General features: G+C 70.5%; 14 protein-coding genes. 8 read left to right on the top strand and 6 right to left on the bottom strand.

What is annotated here, in order from left to right; genetic code table 11:
• The first annotated feature begins 81 nt into the window (after window positions 1-81).
• The 3 genes from A33M_RS12300 (at window position 82) to egtD (ending at window position 4207) form a co-directional block, all read left to right on the top strand.
• Window positions 82-1503 carry a M48 family metalloprotease gene (locus A33M_RS12300; RefSeq protein ID WP_202801869.1) on the top strand — a complete coding sequence of 474 codons (1422 nt, stop codon included), beginning with the start codon at window positions 82-84 and terminating at the stop codon, window positions 1501-1503.
• A 431-nt stretch (window positions 1504-1934) separates the two neighbouring features.
• The gene (gene egtB / locus A33M_RS12295; RefSeq protein ID WP_008387502.1) at window positions 1935-3200 is read left to right on the top strand and encodes an ergothioneine biosynthesis protein EgtB; all 1266 of its coding nucleotides are present in this window, start codon (window positions 1935-1937) and stop codon (window positions 3198-3200) included.
• Between the two features lie 38 nt (window positions 3201-3238).
• Window positions 3239-4207 carry an L-histidine N(alpha)-methyltransferase gene (gene egtD, locus A33M_RS12290; RefSeq protein WP_052027034.1) on the top strand — a complete coding sequence of 323 codons (969 nt, stop codon included), beginning with the start codon at window positions 3239-3241 and terminating at the stop codon, window positions 4205-4207.
• Window positions 4208-4384: 177 nt separating this feature from the next.
• Here the strand turns inward: egtD and A33M_RS12285 are convergent, their stop codons facing one another.
• The gene (locus A33M_RS12285) at window positions 4385-5614 is read right to left on the bottom strand and encodes a hypothetical protein (RefSeq protein WP_008387500.1); all 1230 of its coding nucleotides are present in this window, start codon (window positions 5612-5614) and stop codon (window positions 4385-4387) included.
• A gap of 190 nt (window positions 5615-5804) precedes the next feature.
• Here A33M_RS12285 and A33M_RS12280 point away from each other — a divergent pair, with 190 nt between their 5' ends.
• On the top strand, window positions 5805-6260 hold the full coding sequence (locus A33M_RS12280) for an META domain-containing protein (RefSeq protein WP_008387499.1): 456 nt from the start codon (window positions 5805-5807) through the stop codon (window positions 6258-6260).
• Window positions 6261-6359: 99 nt separating this feature from the next.
• Here the strand turns inward: A33M_RS12280 and A33M_RS12275 are convergent, their stop codons facing one another.
• A complete protein-coding gene (locus A33M_RS12275; RefSeq protein WP_008387498.1) occupies window positions 6360-6707 on the bottom strand; it encodes a hypothetical protein in 348 nt (115 codons plus the stop codon).
• Window positions 6708-6864: 157 nt separating this feature from the next.
• Here A33M_RS12275 and A33M_RS12270 point away from each other — a divergent pair, with 157 nt between their 5' ends.
• Window positions 6865-8058: a DSD1 family PLP-dependent enzyme gene (locus A33M_RS12270; protein ID WP_040620400.1), complete on the top strand. Its 1194-nt coding sequence runs from the start codon at window positions 6865-6867 to the stop codon at window positions 8056-8058.
• 25 nt (window positions 8059-8083) lie between these two features.
• Here the strand turns inward: A33M_RS12270 and A33M_RS12265 are convergent, their stop codons facing one another.
• Complete coding sequence (locus tag A33M_RS12265; RefSeq protein WP_008387496.1) at window positions 8084-8356, bottom strand: DUF2312 domain-containing protein; 273 nt, start codon at window positions 8354-8356, stop codon at window positions 8084-8086.
• Between the two features lie 350 nt (window positions 8357-8706).
• Here A33M_RS12265 and A33M_RS12260 point away from each other — a divergent pair, with 350 nt between their 5' ends.
• From A33M_RS12260 to pyk, 3 genes are read left to right on the top strand one after another with little or no spacing between them, the layout of a single operon-like run.
• Window positions 8707-9993 carry a glycerate kinase type-2 family protein gene (locus tag A33M_RS12260; RefSeq protein ID WP_008387495.1) on the top strand — a complete coding sequence of 429 codons (1287 nt, stop codon included), beginning with the start codon at window positions 8707-8709 and terminating at the stop codon, window positions 9991-9993.
• A 35-nt stretch (window positions 9994-10028) separates the two neighbouring features.
• Window positions 10029-10583, top strand: coding sequence for a DUF1036 domain-containing protein (locus tag A33M_RS12255; RefSeq protein WP_083850438.1), 555 nt, complete (start codon window positions 10029-10031; stop codon window positions 10581-10583).
• The gene (gene pyk, locus A33M_RS12250) at window positions 10580-12010 is read left to right on the top strand and encodes a pyruvate kinase (RefSeq protein ID WP_040620375.1); all 1431 of its coding nucleotides are present in this window, start codon (window positions 10580-10582) and stop codon (window positions 12008-12010) included. Before A33M_RS12255 ends, pyk begins: the two co-directional genes overlap by 4 nt.
• Window positions 12011-12604: 594 nt before the next feature.
• Here pyk and A33M_RS12240 read toward each other — a convergent pair.
• The 3 genes from A33M_RS12240 to uvrB form a co-directional block, all read right to left on the bottom strand.
• Window positions 12605-13240, bottom strand: coding sequence for a tetratricopeptide repeat protein (locus A33M_RS12240; RefSeq protein WP_083850437.1), 636 nt, complete (start codon window positions 13238-13240; stop codon window positions 12605-12607).
• A gap of 160 nt (window positions 13241-13400) precedes the next feature.
• Window positions 13401-13526 carry a type B 50S ribosomal protein L36 gene (gene ykgO / locus A33M_RS12235; protein ID WP_008387490.1) on the bottom strand — a complete coding sequence of 42 codons (126 nt, stop codon included), beginning with the start codon at window positions 13524-13526 and terminating at the stop codon, window positions 13401-13403.
• A gap of 281 nt (window positions 13527-13807) precedes the next feature.
• Entirely contained in the window at window positions 13808-16573 is a 2766-nt protein-coding gene (gene uvrB, locus A33M_RS12230; protein ID WP_443213060.1) for an excinuclease ABC subunit UvrB, read from the bottom strand.
• Between the last annotated feature and the right edge of the window lie 475 nt (window positions 16574-17048).

Genomic DNA, 17048 nt, shown 5'->3' with positions numbered 1-17048 from the left:
ATTCGGGGCACGGGGTGGCGTCGCGCCGCCGCGTCGCATTGTTGCGCGCGCGCGCTCGCACGGGTCGCGGGGGTGGCCGGCGTGCTGGTGCTCGTCGCCCTGGCGCTGCCGGGCTGCTCGTCGTGGGTCGGCAATCTCGACACCGGCCCCGGCACCACCACCACCGGCGCCGTCCATTCCGCCAACAAGCCGATCGAGCCGTCGTCGGCCGCCGAGCGCGAGCACCGCCGGATTCTCGCCTCCTATGGCGGCCCCTATCGGGACGCAAAAGTCGAGGCGATGATCTCCGGCATCGTCGACAAGCTGGTGGCCGCCTCCGAGCGGCCCGACATGCGCTATCGCGTCACCATCCTGAACTCGCCGGCGATCAACGCCTTCGCGCTGCCCTCGGGCGACCTCTACATCACCCGCGGGCTGGTCGGGCTCGCCGACGATTCCTCCGAGCTCGCCTCGGTGCTGGCGCACGAGATGGCCCACGTGCTCGCCCGCCATGCGGCGATCCGCGAGAATCAGGCGCGCAAGGTGGCGATGCTGGCCACCGCCTCGGCCGACCCGAACGACACCACCGGCGCGCTGGCGCTCGCCAAGACCAAGCTGGCGCTCGCCGATTTTTCGCGCGCGCAGGAGCTGGAGGCCGACGCCATCGGGGTCGGCATCGCCTCGCGGGCGGGCTTCGATCCGCACGGCGCGCCGCGCTTCCTGGAGGCGATGGGGCGGTTCGCGGCGCTGCGCTCGGCGAGCGGCACCGACGCGCGCTCGCTCGACTTCCTCGCCTCCCACCCGGCGACCCCGGAGCGGGTCGCCAATGCGCTCGCCAACGCGCGAAACTATCCCGCCGGCGCGCGCGGGGAAGCGCCCTATCTCGCGGCGATCGACGGGCTCGTCTATGGCGAGGACCCGGTCGACGGCTTCGTGCGCGGGCGGCGCTTCCTGCACCCCAAGCTCGGCTTCGCCTTCACCGCGCCCGAAGGGTTCTCGCTGGAGAACACCGCGCAGGCGGTGCTCGGCAGCGCGCCCGGCGGCGATCGCGCGCTCCGGCTCGACATCGTCAAGGCGCCTTCCGGCCAGACGCTGGCGCAGTACCTGAAGTCCGGCTGGATCGAGGCGATCGAGCCGGGCTCGGTGGAGGAGACGCGGATCGGCGGCTTTCCGGCGATCACCGCCACCGCCACCGGCGACCCGTGGTGGTTCCGCATCGTCGTCGTCCAATACGGCGACGAGCTCTACCGCTTCGTGTTCGCGAGCAAGACGCGGTCGGCCGAGATCGACAAGGCGCTCATGGACTCGGTCGGCACCTTCCGCCGCCTGTCGCTCGCCGAAGCGGCCTCCGCCAAGCCGTCGCGGATCGAGGTCGTCACGGTGAAGCCGGGCGACACGGTGGAATCGCTCGCCGCCCGCACCGTGCTCGGTGGCCGCAAGGTCGAGCGCTTCCGGGTGCTCAACGGCTTGTCCGACACCGCCTCGGTGAAGCCCGGCGAGCGGGTGAAGCTGGTGGTCGAGTAGGCGTTTGCGCGCTGCCCGTGGGTGGCGAGCCGCAAACCACACCTGCGCAAACCACACCTGCGCGAACCACACCAGCACGAACCACCTGCGCAAAGCACCTCTGCAAGACACTGCCGCAAGACACCGCCGCGTGTGGCGATCGCCTTCACGCATCGGAATCCATGCATCCGTTCTTCTCGGCCGGTGGTTTTGCGCACGAGGCCGCTTTCCAGTCGCGGGCCGGTCGGCGTTATCTCCACGATGTCAGTGAGATATCCGGAGAGGAGGGAGCCGCCGAACCCTCTGCGAACCGGCCGGCCGGTACGCCGTCGGACGATTCGCGCGAGGCATTCGGGAACCCCAGCGCCGGGGCGTGGTTTTCGAGGGACTCCGCGGCGATACCGGACCCCGGCCCGGTGCCGAAAAAACCCCCTCCGACCCGGGACCCGTTCATGAGCACCTCGATCCTCGACCGGACCCTCGACCGGCCCACCGTTCGCCCGGCCTCCGCGCCGCTCGCACCCGCGCAGGATCGGTCGCCGCAAGACCTGCTCGACGCCTTCCGTACCGTGCGGGCGCACACCGAAGCCTTGGCGGCGCCGCTCTCGGCCGAGGATCAGGTGGTCCAGTCGATGCCGGACGCCAGCCCGACCAAATGGCACCGCGCCCACACCACGTGGTTCTTCGAGGAATTCCTGCTGGTCCCGCATGCGCCAAATTACCGCCGCTACGACGACCGGCTCGCCTATCTCTACAACTCCTATTACGTGCAGGCCGGCCCGCGTCACGCCCGCCCGAAGCGCGGCCTGATCACCCGGCCGGACGTCGCCGAAGTTTCCGCCTATCGCGCGCATGTCGACCGGGCGGTCGAGGCGTTGTTGCACGGCGCCGAGGGATCGCTCGCCGAGGAGATCGCCAGCATCGTGACGATCGGCCTCAATCACGAGCAGCAGCACCAGGAGCTGATCCTCACCGACATCCTGCACGCCTTCTCCGAAAACCCCTGCGCGCCGGTCTACGACGCCGCCTGGGCGGCGCCCAAATCCATGCGCTCGGGCGACAAGGTGCATCTGCCGGAGGCGATCCACACGATCGGCCACACCGGCGAGGGGTTTTGCTACGACAACGAGGGCCCGGCGCATCGTGAGCTGGTCGGGCCGGCCTCGGTCGACAAAAGCCTCGTCACCAATGGCGAGTGGCTCGCCTTCATCGCGGACGGCGGCTACCAGCGGCCGACCCTGTGGTTGTCGGACGGCTGGGCGACCGTGGCCGCCGAAGGCTGGCAGGCGCCCGGCTACTGGCAGCAGGAGGCCGACGGCGCCTGGCGCGCGATGACGCTCGGCGGACTTCGTGAGGTCGATCCCGACGCGCCGGTGTGCCACGTCAGTTACTACGAGGCCGACGCCTTCGCCCGCTGGGCGGGACGCCACCTGCCGAGCGAGGCCGAGTGGGAGGTCGCCGCCCGCAGCGGCGCGCTGTCAGACGCGCACGGCGTTGTCTGGCAGTGGACCCGCAGCGCCTATTCTCCGTATCCGGGCTTCCGCCCGGTCGAGGGGGCGATCGGCGAGTACAACGGCAAGTTCATGGTGAACCAGATGGTGCTGCGCGGCAGCTCGCTGGCGACGCCCGCCGGCCACGCCCGCGACACCTATCGCAACTTCTTTCCGCCCGCGGCGCGCTGGCAGTTCACCGGGCTGCGCCTGTCCGACGCCGCCTGAGCGGCTGCATCATGTCGATGTCCGACCACGAGGTTCTCATGACGGCGCCCGTACGTCTCCCGCGGCTGATCGAGACGCTCGACGAGGAGAGCGCCGCGTTTCTGACGGACGTGCTGACCGGCCTGTCCGCCGATCCCAAGACGATCCCGCCGAAGTATTTTTACGACGAGCGCGGCTCGCAGCTGTTCGAGGCGATCACCCGAACGCCGGAATATTACCCGACCCGCACCGAGATCGGCATTCTCGAGCGGCATGCCGGGGACATCGCGGCGCTGATGCCGAAGGGCGCGGCGATGGTGGAGTTCGGCGCCGGCGCGATCACCAAGGCGCGCATCCTGCTCGGCGCGGCGCCGATCGAGATTTTCGTGCCGGTCGACATCTCGGCGGATTTTCTCGGCGGCGAGGCGAGCCGGCTGCAGCGCGAGCGCCCCGGCCTGACCGTGTTGCCGGTGGCGGCGGATTTCACCAAGCCGTTCACGCTGCCGAAGGCGGTGGCGGGGCGTCCGCTGGTCGGCTTCTTCCCGGGCTCCACGCTCGGCAATTTCGAGCCGCACGAGGCGGCGGCCTTCCTGAAGCACGCGGCGAACATGCTGGGCTCCGGATCGACGCTGATCATCGGCATCGATCTGGTCAAGGACCCGGAGGTGCTGAGCCGCGCCTACAACGACGAGGCCGGCGTCACCGCGGCGTTCAATCTCAATCTGCTCCGCCGCATCGATCGCGAGCTCGGCGCCGATTTCGACACCGCGGGCTTCTGGCACCGCGCCTTCTACAATCGCGAGCGCATGCGGGTGGAGATGCATCTCGCCAGCAGGGTTCGTCAGCGCGTGCGCGTCGACGGCCGCTGCTTCGACTTCCGCCGCGGCGAGACGATCCATACCGAGAGCAGCTACAAGTACACGCCCGAGATGTTTCGTGCGCTCGCGCTCGGCTCGGGCTGGACGCCGGCGGCAATGTGGCTCGACGAGCAGCAGTGGTTTTCCGTGCACGCCTTGACGGCGCGGTGAAGCGGGGGGGCGCCGCCTCGAACCGGCGCGCACGCGAGAGAACCTCTCTCCGCCCTCGTCCAGAGGAGCGCTCCGCAGTAGCGCGTCTCGAATGGCGAGGGCGGCCTCATGGTTCGAGACACGGCCTATGGCCGCTCCTCACCATGAGGGGCGAGTTAGTGCAATTGCGCGCCCGTATCACTTCCAGTCGGACTCGTCGGGGTCCCAGGACTTGCCCGCCAAATCCTTGGCGAGGGCGCGCAGCAGCGTGTCGAGCTCGACCGCGGCGGTCTCCTCGTCGGCGCTCTGCAGGGTGCCGGTGAAGGCGAGCTGGGCGCCGCTCGTGTGGTCGACCGGCTCGACGCTGGTCTCGCCGATCCAGATCACCAGGTTCTCCTTGTCGCCGGGCTTTTCCGGCCCGACCAGCAGTGTCACCTCGATCGTCTCGCTGAGGTCGAGGCCGCGCGCCGCCTGGTCGGGCCGCTCGAACCGCAGCGTCAGCTCGTCGGTGACGGCGTCCCATTCCGAGCCGACCGATTTCGCCGACAGCGCCGCGGCGAGCGAGGCGGACAGCTTGGTCGCGAGCGCGTCCTTCTTCAGGGCGTCGCCGTCGCGCCAGCCGCCGGCCGGCACGCGCACCGCGCGCTCGATCACATAGGCGCCGCTGGTCCAGCCGGCGCTCTCGACGCCGGCCATGCCCTGCAGATCCTTCACCACCGCCGGCGCGTTGGTCGGCGACACCTCGAGCCGCACGGTCTGATGACCGGTGCGCAGGTCGGCGCAGTTCTCGACTAGGCTCGTGTAGTCGACCCGCACCGGCTTGCCGCGCAGGCTCTTCACGACGTCGAGGAACGAATCGCGCGACACCCGCGCGGCGACCGCGATCGGCGAGACCTCGGCATAGGACTCGGGCTCGGCGACGATCTCGTCCTCGCTGGTCTGCTGCTCGCGATACTCGTCCTCGCTCATGTCGGTGAGGTCTTCGGCGGCGATCTGCTGAACGGTGTCGCCGTGGCGGATGGTGCCGGAGAGCGCGATGGTGTCGCCGTCCTGGGTGCGGCCGAGCGACACCGCGACCGGCACCTTGCCGGGCTCGCTGCGGCCGGTGCCGATCAGCTTGCCGCTCTCCGGATGCAGGGTGACGACGAAGCGGTCCTTGCGACGCGAGCTCGCGCTCACCGAATAGCAGACGTCCAGCACGGCGGAGACCACGGTGTCGCCCTTGCGGGTCTCGCGCCACACCGCGTCGCTCGGCAGGTCGCCCATCATCTCGCCGAAGATGGTGACGTAACGCGTCGTCTCGGCCGCGCCCGGGCGTGCCGTCGACTTGGTGTTGCCGCTCGCCTGCGACCAGGCCGGGGTCGCCAGCGACAGCGTCAGGGGCGCCAGCGTCAGCGACGCTGCGGCGAGGAGAGCGAGCGCACGCATGAGGTCCTCCAGGAAGGGTGGTTCGCGCCGTGACCGGCAGGCGACGCCGCCCGGAATCGGTTCGCCGACCGCCGCCGGGCGCTTGACCATGAGCACGACCTGTCGGCAAGAACAAGGCACCGGTGGCCGCATCGCGGCGCCGTTCGGCGGATCGTCCGCCGGTCCCCCCGCGCCGTCTCCGGAGAGTCCCATGAACAGCCGTCGCCTCGCCCTCTCGAGCCGGTTCGCGCGCGGCCGGGCTTTTTCCGGGCCCGCGATCGCCGCGGTGGTGGCCGGGGTCGCGCTTCTCACAGCGCCGGGACCGGCGCGCGCGCAGGCGGCGTTTCCTTATGGGGAAGAGCTTTTGATGGACGCCGACCCGCTGCCGGGCTCGGAAAAGATCCCGAGCATCGACATTCTCGCCAACGGCCTCGCCGACATCGAGCTGTGGTGCAATGCGGTGAAGGCGCGCCTCGTGGTCGCCGGCGACACCGTGACGGTGCTGGTCGGCCCGCACACCGAGCGCAGCTGCTCGCCGGAGCGGACGGCGGCCGACCAGACGCTGCTCGCCGCGCTCAACCAGGCGACCGGCTGGACGATGCGGGACGACACGCTCACCTTCACCGGCGGGCCGCAGCCGCTGCGCTTTCGCCTGCAGCGCAACTGACGGAGGCGCCCGCCGAGGGCAGCCGAGGGCGCACCCCGGCGTCAGGCCTCCTCGGTAGCCTCCGTTGCGGACGCCCCGCCCGCCCGGCGGTCGAAACGGCTACTTCTCGACCGACTGCTCCGGCCCGAGGCCGTCGTCCTGGTCCTGCAGCGTGTCGAGGTCCTTGCTCATCTGCAGGCAGGTGAGGAGCTCGACATAGCTCTGCAGCTCGCGGTCCATCTGGCCGACGCAGCCGCTGCGGGCTTTTGCCGGATAGTCGGCCCACACCGAGCGCAGCTTGTCGTGGGCGGCGTCCTCCTGGCGCAGGCAGGCGTCGAGCGCCGCCTTGGTGTCGGAGCCGCCGCGGCAGCTCGGCCGCACGTCGAAACTCGGCACCTCCTCGGCGGCGAGGGCGATGCCCGGCAGCCCCAGCAGGGCGGCGAGCGGCAGCACGAGCGACAGGCGCATCTTTCTCCTCCTCGGGATCGGCCGGGTCCGCGGCAGGGCTTGCGGCCGGATCGGCGTGCTCGTCGGGCAAACCCGCAGCGGCCGAGCGGTATCATCTGACGAAGCCGGCACCGTCGAGTAAATTGCAGCTCTCGCTTTATACATGATCGGACCCGTCATGACCGCACTCTTCGAGACTGCCGTGCGTGTGGGCGCCGCCTCCCGCACCACCATCGACACGCCGGCGCTGGTGCTCGACCTCGACCGTTTCGAGCACAACGTCGCCACCATGGCCCGATTCTGCCGGGACGCGGGCCTGGCCCTGCGCCCGCACGCGAAAACCCACAAGTCGAGCACCGTCGCGCGCCGGCAGATCGCCGCGGGGGCGATCGGCATCGCCTGCGCGACCATCGAGGAGGCGGAGGTGATGGTGGCGGCCGGGCTGCCCGGCGTGCTGCTCACCTCGCCTTTGGTGAGCGACGGCAAGATCGCCCGGCTCGCCGCGCTGCTGCGGCAGGCGGCCGACGTGATGGTGGTGGCCGACGATGCCGGCAATGTCGCGAGGCTCGATGCGGCGGCGGCGCGGATCGGGCGCCGGCTCGGCGTGCTGGTCGATCTCGACCTCGGCCAGAAGCGGGTCGGGGTGCCCGGCATTGCGGAAGGCGTCGCACTGGCGCGAGCCATCGCGGCGGCCGACAATCTGCGCTTCGCCGGCGTGCAGACCTATGCCGGGCATCTGCAGCATGTCGCGGGCCATGCCGAGCGGGCCGCCGCCACCCGCGCGGCGCTCGACTCGGCGAGAGCCTTGGTCGCGGCTCTGGGGGAGGCCGGGCTGCCGCCCGCCATCGTCACCGGCGGCGGCACCGGCACCTTTCGCATCGACGCCCGTGGAGGTGACGACGAAACGGGGGAGGGGGCGTGGACGAGCCCGCTCACCGAGCTGCAGCCCGGCTCCTACGTGGTGATGGACGCCGAATATGCCGACATCCAGTTCGCGCAGGACGCAGATTGGCCGTTCGTGCCGGCGCTCACCGTGCAGGTGACGGTGATCAGCACCCATGTGCCGGGCCAGGTGACGACCGATGGCGGCAGCAAGGCGTTCTCGCTCGACGGGCCGGTGCCCCGCATCGTCGGGCCGCTGGCGGGCGGAGCCTACGCCTTCGCGGGCGACGAGTATGGTCGGGTCGGCCTGCCGCCGGGCGTCGCGCCGCCGCCGCTCGGCAGCCGGATCGAATGCATCGTGCCGCATTGCGACCCGACCATCGCGCTCTACGACGAGATGGTGGTGGTGCGCGGCGACGCCGTGGTGGCGGTGTGGCCGATCGATGCGCGCGGCCGCCGCGCGCTGCCGCGGGTGCCGCCCCTGCGATGAGGCGGCGCGGCGGGCCTGCGGCCGGTCAGATCATGCCGAGGGCGGAGAGGTAGGTGTCGAGGATCGCCTCGTGCTCGGCGCGCTCGTCCTTGTCCTGCTTGCGCAGCCGGACCACCTCGCGCAACGCCTTGGTGTCGTAGCCGTTGCCCTTGGCCTCGGCATAGACGTCCTTGATGTCCTCGGCGATCGCCTTCTTCTCTTCCTCGAGCTTCTCGATGCGCTCGACGAAGGCCTTGAGCTGGTCCTTGGCGAACCGGGTCGCGGCGTCTTCGCGGGATTCGGCGGCAGCAGCGGACATGGAACGCTCCTCGACGATCTTCGATGGGGAAAGGCGGGTGTTACGGCCCGATTCTGGCTCGCGGTCAAGGCACCGGGCGCGACGAGCCGCGGCGCCGGGCGAGGCCGGGCGCCGAAAGAGCGCGAAACGGTGAGCGAATCAAGGCTGGTGCGGACGGCGGCGCTTTTTCGCCGGCGGTGTGGCGGGTTTCCCCGAGAGCCGGCGCGGGCGCACATCAGGGCTGCTTTCGGAGCGGGCGCACCCGCATTTCTCCGGGTGAACTCGTGCCCCCGACCGGCCTAGAAAGGAAGTCTTCGCCCGGCGGCCGGCTCGGTCGCCCGCCTTTCTCGGCTCTCGCCCCCGAGGTCGTCATGCGTTCGTCCCGCGATCTGCTCGAGCTGTTCTACCGAGACGCCGTCGCGGCGGCGCATCCGAGCGTGTGCCTGCCGCCGGTCCTGCCGGCGCCGCCGAAAGCCGGCCGGCTGATCGTGCTGGCGGCCGGCAAGGCGGCGGGTGCCTCGATCGAGACGGTCGAGCGGCACTATCTCGACGAGCTCGGCCTTTCGCCCGAAAAGCTCGCCGGCATCGCGGTGACGCGGCACGGCCACGGCCGCCCGAGCCGGGTGATCCCGGTGATCGAGGCCGGCCACCCGGTGCCCGACGCCGCCGGCCTCGCCGCGGCCGAGAAGACGCTGGCGCTCGCCGATTCGGCCGGCCCCGACGACCTGGTGCTGGCGCTGGTGTCGGGCGGCGCATCCGCCGCCTGGATCGCGCCGGCGACCGGCGTCAGCCTGGAGGCCAAGCAGGCGGTCACCCGCGCGCTGCTGAAATGCGGCGCGACGATCGGCGAGATCAACACGGTCCGCAAGCATCTCTCGCGGCTCAAGGGCGGCCGGCTGGCGGCGCACGCCCATCCGGCGCGGCTGGTGACGCTGGCGATTTCCGACGTGCCGGGCGACGACCCGAGCGTGATCGGCTCCGGCCCGACCGTGCCCGATCCCTCGACGCTCGCGAGCGCCTGGGCGATCGTCGCGAAATACGGCCTCGACCTGCCCGATTCGGTGCGCCGGGCGCTGGCCGATCCGGACAACGAATCGCCCAAGCCCGGCGACCCCGCCTTCGCCGACACCACCTACGAGATCGTCGCCAAGCCGGCCGACGCCTTCCGCGCCGCCGAGGCGACGATCCGCGACAAGGGCTACGACTGCCTGATGCTCGGCGACTGCCTGGAGGGCGAGGCGCGCGAGGTCGCCGGCCACCACGCCCGCATCGCCCTCGACCTCGCGGCGCAGGGCCGGCGGGTGGTGATCCTGTCGGGCGGTGAGCTGACCGTCACCATCCACGGCGAGGGCCGCGGCGGCCCGAACCAGGAATACGCGCTGGCGCTGGCGATCGCGCTCGCCGGCGAATCGGGGATTTGCGCGCTCGCCGCCGACACCGACGGCATCGACGGCGGCGCCGGCAAGGCCGACGACCCGGCCGGCGCGGTGATCGACGACGGTACCATGATCCGGGCGCGCCGCGCCGGCCTCGATCCCGCCGCGTTTCTTGTCGACAACGATTCCACCGGTTTCTTCGCACGTCTCGGCGACCTGGTGACACCGGGCCCGACTTGCACGAACATCAACGATTTCCGGGCGATCCTCGTCGATCGATGACCCGGTCCCGGCCACTCTCGACCTCGCCTTTGGGAATGACGACGGAAGCGACGAACATATTCGCCGGGCTTTGCGCCCGGCGCACGGCCGCCGCCGCGGCCTGCGCCCTTCTCGCGCTCGGATGGACCGGGCCCGCGCGGGCCGACTTCCGGCTGTGCAACAACACCGGCGGGAAGGTCGGAATCGCCATCGGCTACAAGGACGGCAACGGCTGGGCCACCGAAGGGTGGTGGAATCTGCCGGCCCGCACCTGTGAAACCCTGCTCCGTGGCACGCTCGTTGCACGTTACTATTACATATACGCGGTAGACTACGATCGCGGCGGGGAGTGGTCCGGACAAGCCTACATGTGCACCCGAGACAAGGAATTCACGATCCGCGGCACGGAAGACTGCCTCGCTCGTGGGTACGACCGAACCGGCTTCTTCGAGGTCGATACGGGCGAGCAACAAACCTGGACGGTACAATTGACGGATTCGAACGAGCAGGCGACGCGCCCCGGACAGGGGACGCCGCTGATGGCGGTTCCCCCCGGCCGCACCCCCACCCCCACTGGCCCCCAGTTCCCGGCCGGAGCGCCCACACGATGAGACGGCGCCGCCGAGTGAAGATCCTCGCCACGCTGGGACCGGCGTCGGGGGATCAAGCGATGATCACGCGCCTGTTCGAGGCGGGCGCCGACGTCTTCCGCATCAATATGAGCCACACCCAGCCCGACCGGCTGCGCGAGATGGTGCGGATGATCCGCGCCGTCGAGGAGGAGCAGGGCCGTCCGGTCGGCATCCTCGCCGACCTGCAGGGGCCGAAGCTGCGCATCGGCACGTTTGCCGAGCCCGCCGTGATGCTCGATCGCGGCGCCACCTTCGTGCTCGATTCCGACCCGACGCCGGGCACCGCCGGCCGGGTGTTCGTGCCGCATCCGGAGGTGCTCGCCTCGCTGGAGCCCGGCCACCGGCTGCTGCTCGACGACGGCAAGATCCGCCTCCTGGTGGTCGAGACGTCGCCGACCGCGGCGGTCTGCCAGGTCGAGGTCGGCGGTCGGCTGACCGCCCGCAAGGGCCTCAACCTGCCGGACTCGCTGATCGCCTTCCCGGCGCTCACCGAGAAGGACCATCGCGACCTCGAGGCGGCGCTCGACGCCGGCGTCGACTGGATCGCGATGTCGTTCATCCAGCGCCCCGAGGATCTCGCGGCTGCCCGAAAAATCACCCGCGGGCGGGTGGGGCTGCTCGCAAAAATCGAGAAGCCGCAGGCGATCACCTGCCTGAAGGAGATCATGGAGTCGGCCGACGCGCTGATGGTCGCGCGCGGCGATCTCGGCGTCGAGATGCCGCTCGAGAAGGTGCCGGGGCTGCAGAAGCAGATCACCTGCATGGCCCGCAGCATGGGCAAGCCGGTGGTGGTCGCGACCCAGATGCTGGAATCGATGATCTCCAGCCCGGTGCCGACCCGCGCCGAGGTGTCGGACGTCGCCACCGCGATCTTCGAGGGCGCCGATGCGGTGATGCTGTCGGCCGAATCGGCCTCCGGCCAGTATCCGGTCGAGGCGGTCGCCACCATGAACAAGATCGCCGAGGAGGTGGAGTGCGATCCCACCTACCGCACGGTGATCCGCGACCATCGGGCGCCGCCCGAGCGCACCGGCGCCGACGCGATCGCCGCCGCCGCGCGGCAGATCGCGGAAACGCTCGGCCTGTCGGCGGTGGTGTCGTGGACCTCGTCGGGCGCGACCGCCTTCCGGGTCGCCCGCGAGCGGCCGGCGATGTCGATCGTCGCGATCTCGCCGAGCCTCGCCACCGGCCGCAAGCTGGCGCTGGTGTGGGGCGTGCACGCGGTGATCGCCGAGGACGCCCGCGACCAGGACGACATGATCGACCGCGCCTGCCGCACCGCCTTCTCGGAGGGCTATGCGCGCTCGGGCGACCGCATCATCGTCGTCGCCGGCATGCCGCTCGGCATGCCCGGGGCGACCAACATGGTGCGCATCGCCTATGTCGGAGCGGAAGCGGCCGAGTGACCGCTTTCGCCGCGTGACCGCTGCGGCGACCGACCGTGCGCCGGGCGAGCGTGCCGCGGCGGCGGGCCGCGACCGGCTGCCGGTTGCGACCGCCGGTCGCGTTTCGCTGCGGGAACCGCGAGCCCGAACAACACGTTGACCTCGTGACCGCGCCGCCTTCGGGCGGCCGGTCGGCGGACCATCGTCCGCCGTGAGACGCTACGTCACGAGGTCGAGTGCATGGGAATTATCGAGTCGATTCCGGTGGTGCGCCGGTCGAGGCCGGCCACCTCGTCGAACGGTTTGCCCGAGCCGAAGCCGGACCGTGAGCCGGTTCCGGGGCCCGCGGGACCGCGCACGCCCTATCCGGTGAACGATCCGGGGATCGCGCAGCCCGACAAGCCCGGTGCCGAGCCCGACTACGTTCCGCCGACGCCGCCCGGCGGTCCCGGCCAAATGTGACCCGTAGCGTCGCGCGTGTTGCGATGCGTCGCGCCCTCGCGATCCGCGGGGGCGTTTTTCGTTCGTGGGGAAGCCGGCCTGCCGGCCGCCTCGAAAAGAGAAAAAGGGAAGGGGACGAGTCCCCCCGGGACGAGTCCCGGGAACTGGTCCCGCTCAGATCGGAACGCCCTCGACCTCGACGGACAAGGTCTTGATCTTGTCGGCCAAACCGTCGAGGCGGGGATTGATCTCCAGCGCCTTGCGGTAGGCGGCGAGGGCGTCGGCGTCGCGGCCGATGTCCTGAAAGATCACGCCGAGCCCGGCATAGGCGCCGAAATGGCGCGGCTCGCGGCGGATCACCTGGCGGAGATCGGCGAGCGCGCTGGCATAGTCCTTCTTCAGGAAAAAGACGGTGGCGCGGCGGTTCCAGCCCTCGACGAATTGCGGGCGGATCTCGACGACCGCGTCGAGGAGCCGCACGGCGACGTCGTAATCGTTCTTGTCGATCGCCGATTTCGCCCGCGCCATCAAGAGGTTCACGGTGTCGCTGCCGGACGCCAGCCACTCCGCCCAGATGCGGTTCTCGATCACCTTGCCGGTGTCGTCGTCGGGCGCCTCCTTGAGCGCGCGAAACAGCGTGTCGAGGTCGTGCAGCGGATCGGGGGCGGCGTGCGGCAGGGTCGGCGGCGGCCCGACCCAGTCGTCACGGCCGGGATCTTCCGCGCGCACGGGCGATACGATCGCGGCCAGCAGGACGGCGGCGGCGCACACCGGCAGAAGCGGGGCGAAGCGATGTCGGCGGGGGCTCATGCGGCCAGTCTAGGCGAGCCGCGCGCCATCGTACAGGGCGGCGTTCCGCCACCCGGTCACGGCCACGAAATACCGCTCACGGCCGCGGCGCGGCCGGCGTTCTGCGGTTCGGTAAGGACGCGAGAAAAACGCTCGTCCGGCGCGGAGGCCGGACGAGGGATCAACCCTGGCGGGCCTTGTAGCGGCGCTGGGTCTTGTTGATGATGTAGACGCGGCCCTTGCGGCGCACCAGCCGGTTGTCGCGATGCCGCTCGCGCAGCGACTTGAGAGAGTTGCGGATCTTCATGGCACGTCCTCGACACGCCGTGGGTCGAGGCCACGGGTGGACATGTGAGACACGTAAAATGACCCCACCGTCGGAGCCGGGTCCGGCACGGTCGGGTCGGTGATCGGAGGTCGTCGCAGGCCGGCACCGGGCGTTTCGCCGGACACTGGCCGTTCGCGCGGGACCATAGGGATGCCGAACCGGCGGGTCAAGCCGTGACGCGCCGCGAGATTTCGTCCGCCGACGCATGGCTCGGCGGTCCGGCGCGGGGACTTTCGGGCGGGAGGGGGGGCGGGAGCCCGCTACCGCCGTTTCGGCTTGAAGCCGCCGCGCTGGCCGGGGCGGCCCATGGTCGAGCGCGGGCCCGAGGGCTTGCCGCCTCCGTGGTCGCCGCCTCCGTGGTCGCCGTCTCCGCGGTCGCCGCCGCCGTGCTCACCCGAGGGGGCGTCGTGGCCGTAGGGGATCGATTCGACGCCCGGTCCCATCTCGTCGAGCATCGGCTTTCGCGGACGCTTCGCGTCGGGCCGGTGCACGCCGCGCTCGTGCCACAGCGCGATTCCCATCTCGTCGAGATTCGGCTTGTGGGGGCGGGCGCGACCGTCTTCCCGTGAACGGGGAGAGGGAGAAGAGGCGCCGCCCCGCGCCGTCCTCGCCTTGGACAAGTCCACCACCTTGGCGGTGGGATCGTCGGTGACGGCGAGCTCGGTCGCGCGCAGCCGCTTGATCTCGTCGCGCAGCCGGGCGGCCTCCTCGAAATTCAGGTCGGCGGCGGCCTCGCGCATGCGCGTCTCGAGGTCGGAGATCACGCTCTCGAAATTGTGGCCGATGGTGGCGGCGTCCGCAAAGCCGCCTCCGGCACGACCGTCGCCGCGCCCGGACGAGACCAGCACGTGGTCGCGCTCGTACGGCGAATCGAGAATGTCGGCGATGCCCTTCTTCACGCTTTCCGGGGTGATGCCGTTCTCGGTGTTGTAGGCCTCCTGCTTCTCGCGGCGGCGGTTGGTCTCGGCCATCGCCCGCTCCATCGAGCCGGTGACGTGGTCGGCATAGAGCAAGACCTTGCCGTCGACGTTGCGGGCGGCGCGGCCGATCGTCTGGATCAGCGAGGTCTCGCTCCGCAGAAAGCCTTCCTTGTCGGCGTCCAGGATCGCCACCAGCGCGCATTCGGGGATGTCGAGGCCCTCGCGCAACAGGTTGATGCCGACCAGCACGTCGAAGGCACCGAGCCGCAGGTCGCGAATGATCTCGATGCGCTCGATGGTGTCGATGTCCGAGTGCATGTAGCGCACGCGAAGGCCCTGCTCGTGCAGATATTCGGTGAGGTCCTCGGCCATGCGCTTGGTCAGCACGGTGACCAGCGCGCGATAGCCGGCCTGCGCCACCAGCCGCACCTCGCCGACGAGGTCGTCGACCTGGGTGCGGGCGGGGCGCACCTCCACCGGCGGGTCGATCAGCCCGGTCGGGCGGATCACCTGCTCGACGAAGACGCCGCCGGACTCGTCCATCTCCCAGCCGCCGGGCGTCGCCGACACCGCGACGGTCTGCGGGCGCATCGCGTCCCATTCCTCGAAGCGCAGCGGCCGGTTGTCCATGCAGCTCGGCAGCCGGAATCCGTACTCGGCGAGCGTTGCCTTGCGACGAAAGTCGCCGCGGAACATGCCGCCGATCTGCGGCACGGTGACGTGGCTCTCGTCGACGAACACCAGCGCATTGTCGGGCACGTATTCGAACAGCGTCGGCGGCGGCTCGCCCGGCTTTCTGCCGGTGAGATAACGTGAGTAGTTCTCGATGCCGGCGCAGCTGCCGGTCGCCTCCATCATCTCGAGGTCGAAGATGGTGCGCTGCTCGAGCCGCTGCGCCTCCAAGAGGCGGCCGGCGTCGGTGAGCTGGGCGAGGCGCCAGCGCAATTCTTTCTTGATGCCGTCGATCGCCTGCAGCAGCGTCGGGCGCGGCGTCACGTAGTGCGAGTTGGCGTAGATCTTCACGAACGACAGCTCGTCGGTTTTTTGGCCGGTGAGCGGGTCGAACTCCTCGATGCTCTCCACCTCGTCGCCGAACAAATTCACCCGCCAGGCGCGGTCCTCGTAGTGGGCCGGGAAGACGTCGACCGTGTCGCCCCTCACCCGGAAGGTGCCGCGGGAGAAATCGGGCGTGCGCTTGTAATGCAGGGCGACGAGGTCGCCGATCAGCCGGCGCTGGTCGATGCGGTCGCCGCGCTTCAGCGTGAAGGTCATGGCCGAATAGGTCTCGACCGAGCCGATACCGTAGATGCACGACACGGAGGCCACGATCACCACGTCGTCGCGCTCCAGCAGCGCGCGGGTCGCCGAGTGGCGCATCCGGTCGATCTGGTCGTTGATCGAGGATTCCTTCTCGATATAGGTGTCGGTGCGCGGGACGTAGGCTTCCGGCTGGTAGTAGTCGTAATAGCTGACGAAATACTCGACCGCGTTGTCGGGGAAGAAATTCTTGAACTCGCCGTAGAGCTGGGCCGCGAGCGTCTTGTTGGGCGCGAGGATCAGGGCCGGGCGCTGGGTCGCCTCGATCACCTTCGCCATGGTGAAGGTTTTTCCCGAGCCGGTGACGCCGAGCAGCACCTGGGTCTTGTCGTGGCGCTGCACGCCCTCGACCAGCTCCGCGATTGCGGTCGGCTGGTCGCCCTTCGGCTCGAACTCCGACTTCACCACCAGGCGGACGCCGCCTTCGCTCTTCTCCGGCCGCGGCGGGCGGTGCGGCGTCCAGGCCTGGTCGGAAAATTCCGGCCGGCCGTCGCGCAGCAGCCTTTCCAGCGACTCGGCCGTGGCGGTGGTGCCGAGCTCCGACAGCGCCGGCTTTGCGGGCCGGCGGCGGGACGGGGCGTCGCTGGGTTTCGCAACGCCGGGACTCGCGGCGGGCTCGGCGTCGTCGCCGGTCAGGCCGAGCGCGCGGGCCAGCTCCGGCGACGCCTCGCGAATTTCTTCTGCGTCGGCATAGCTTGCCTGCGGCGCCTCGCCGAAACCGGACGGCGCGGACGCAGCCTCGGACCACCTCTCCCCGTCGGGGAGAGGTCGCGCCGAAGGCGCGGCCAAGGGGGATCGATCGTCACCTCGGCCCCCCCTCACCCGCCCTCGCTTCGCTCGGTCGACCTCTCCCCCCTGGGGAGAGGTGAACTCGTCGGTCGATCGGCGCGCCGTGTGGGCGGCGGAAAAGTCGGCGCGGCGGTCACGCGAATTGTCGGCCGGTGGCGCCAGGTCGGACGGCCGATCGGACCCCGGATCGGCGGGCGACGACGGGGCCTCGTCGCGCCGCTTCAGTGGCTTGCGTAGGGATGGGTCGAGGCCGGGCCCACTGGCGCGTCCACGAGTGGGCGCCTGCTCTCGCCCGGTCTGCGAGCCGATGCCGGCCTCGCCGCGGGCAATTCCCGGATTGAGCAGCGATTCCAGCGCCGGGCCGATCTCCGGCAGCGTTTCGCGCGAGGCTTTCCCGCGGCTCGTGCGGGCGGCGGGCTTGCGCGGCGACTTGTGCGGCTCTTGGCGGGAGCCGGGCGGCGAATCGGGGGATTTC

This window comes from Rhodovulum sp. PH10, from assembly GCF_000293785.1.
GTDB lineage: Bacteria > Pseudomonadota > Alphaproteobacteria > Rhizobiales > Xanthobacteraceae > Rhodoplanes.
This window is presented reverse-complemented; position numbering and strand designations above follow the sequence as displayed.

Coding starts and splice junctions, on each gene's coding strand:
- egtB (WP_008387502.1), top strand. CDS start 1,935: ATGAGCACCTCGATCCTCGACCGGACCCTCGACCGGCCCACCGTTCGC.
- egtD (WP_052027034.1), top strand. CDS start 3,239: ATGACGGCGCCCGTACGTCTCCCGCGGCTGATCGAGACGCTCGACGAG.
- A33M_RS12285 (WP_008387500.1), bottom strand. CDS start 5,614: ATGCGTGCGCTCGCTCTCCTCGCCGCAGCGTCGCTGACGCTGGCGCCC.
- A33M_RS12280 (WP_008387499.1), top strand. CDS start 5,805: ATGAACAGCCGTCGCCTCGCCCTCTCGAGCCGGTTCGCGCGCGGCCGG.
- A33M_RS12275 (WP_008387498.1), bottom strand. CDS start 6,707: ATGCGCCTGTCGCTCGTGCTGCCGCTCGCCGCCCTGCTGGGGCTGCCG.
- A33M_RS12270 (WP_040620400.1), top strand. CDS start 6,865: ATGACCGCACTCTTCGAGACTGCCGTGCGTGTGGGCGCCGCCTCCCGC.
- A33M_RS12265 (WP_008387496.1), bottom strand. CDS start 8,356: ATGTCCGCTGCTGCCGCCGAATCCCGCGAAGACGCCGCGACCCGGTTC.
- A33M_RS12260 (WP_008387495.1), top strand. CDS start 8,707: ATGCGTTCGTCCCGCGATCTGCTCGAGCTGTTCTACCGAGACGCCGTC.
- A33M_RS12255 (WP_083850438.1), top strand. CDS start 10,029: ATGACGACGGAAGCGACGAACATATTCGCCGGGCTTTGCGCCCGGCGC.
- pyk (WP_040620375.1), top strand. CDS start 10,580: ATGAGACGGCGCCGCCGAGTGAAGATCCTCGCCACGCTGGGACCGGCG.
- A33M_RS12240 (WP_083850437.1), bottom strand. CDS start 13,240: ATGAGCCCCCGCCGACATCGCTTCGCCCCGCTTCTGCCGGTGTGCGCC.
- ykgO (WP_008387490.1), bottom strand. CDS start 13,526: ATGAAGATCCGCAACTCTCTCAAGTCGCTGCGCGAGCGGCATCGCGAC.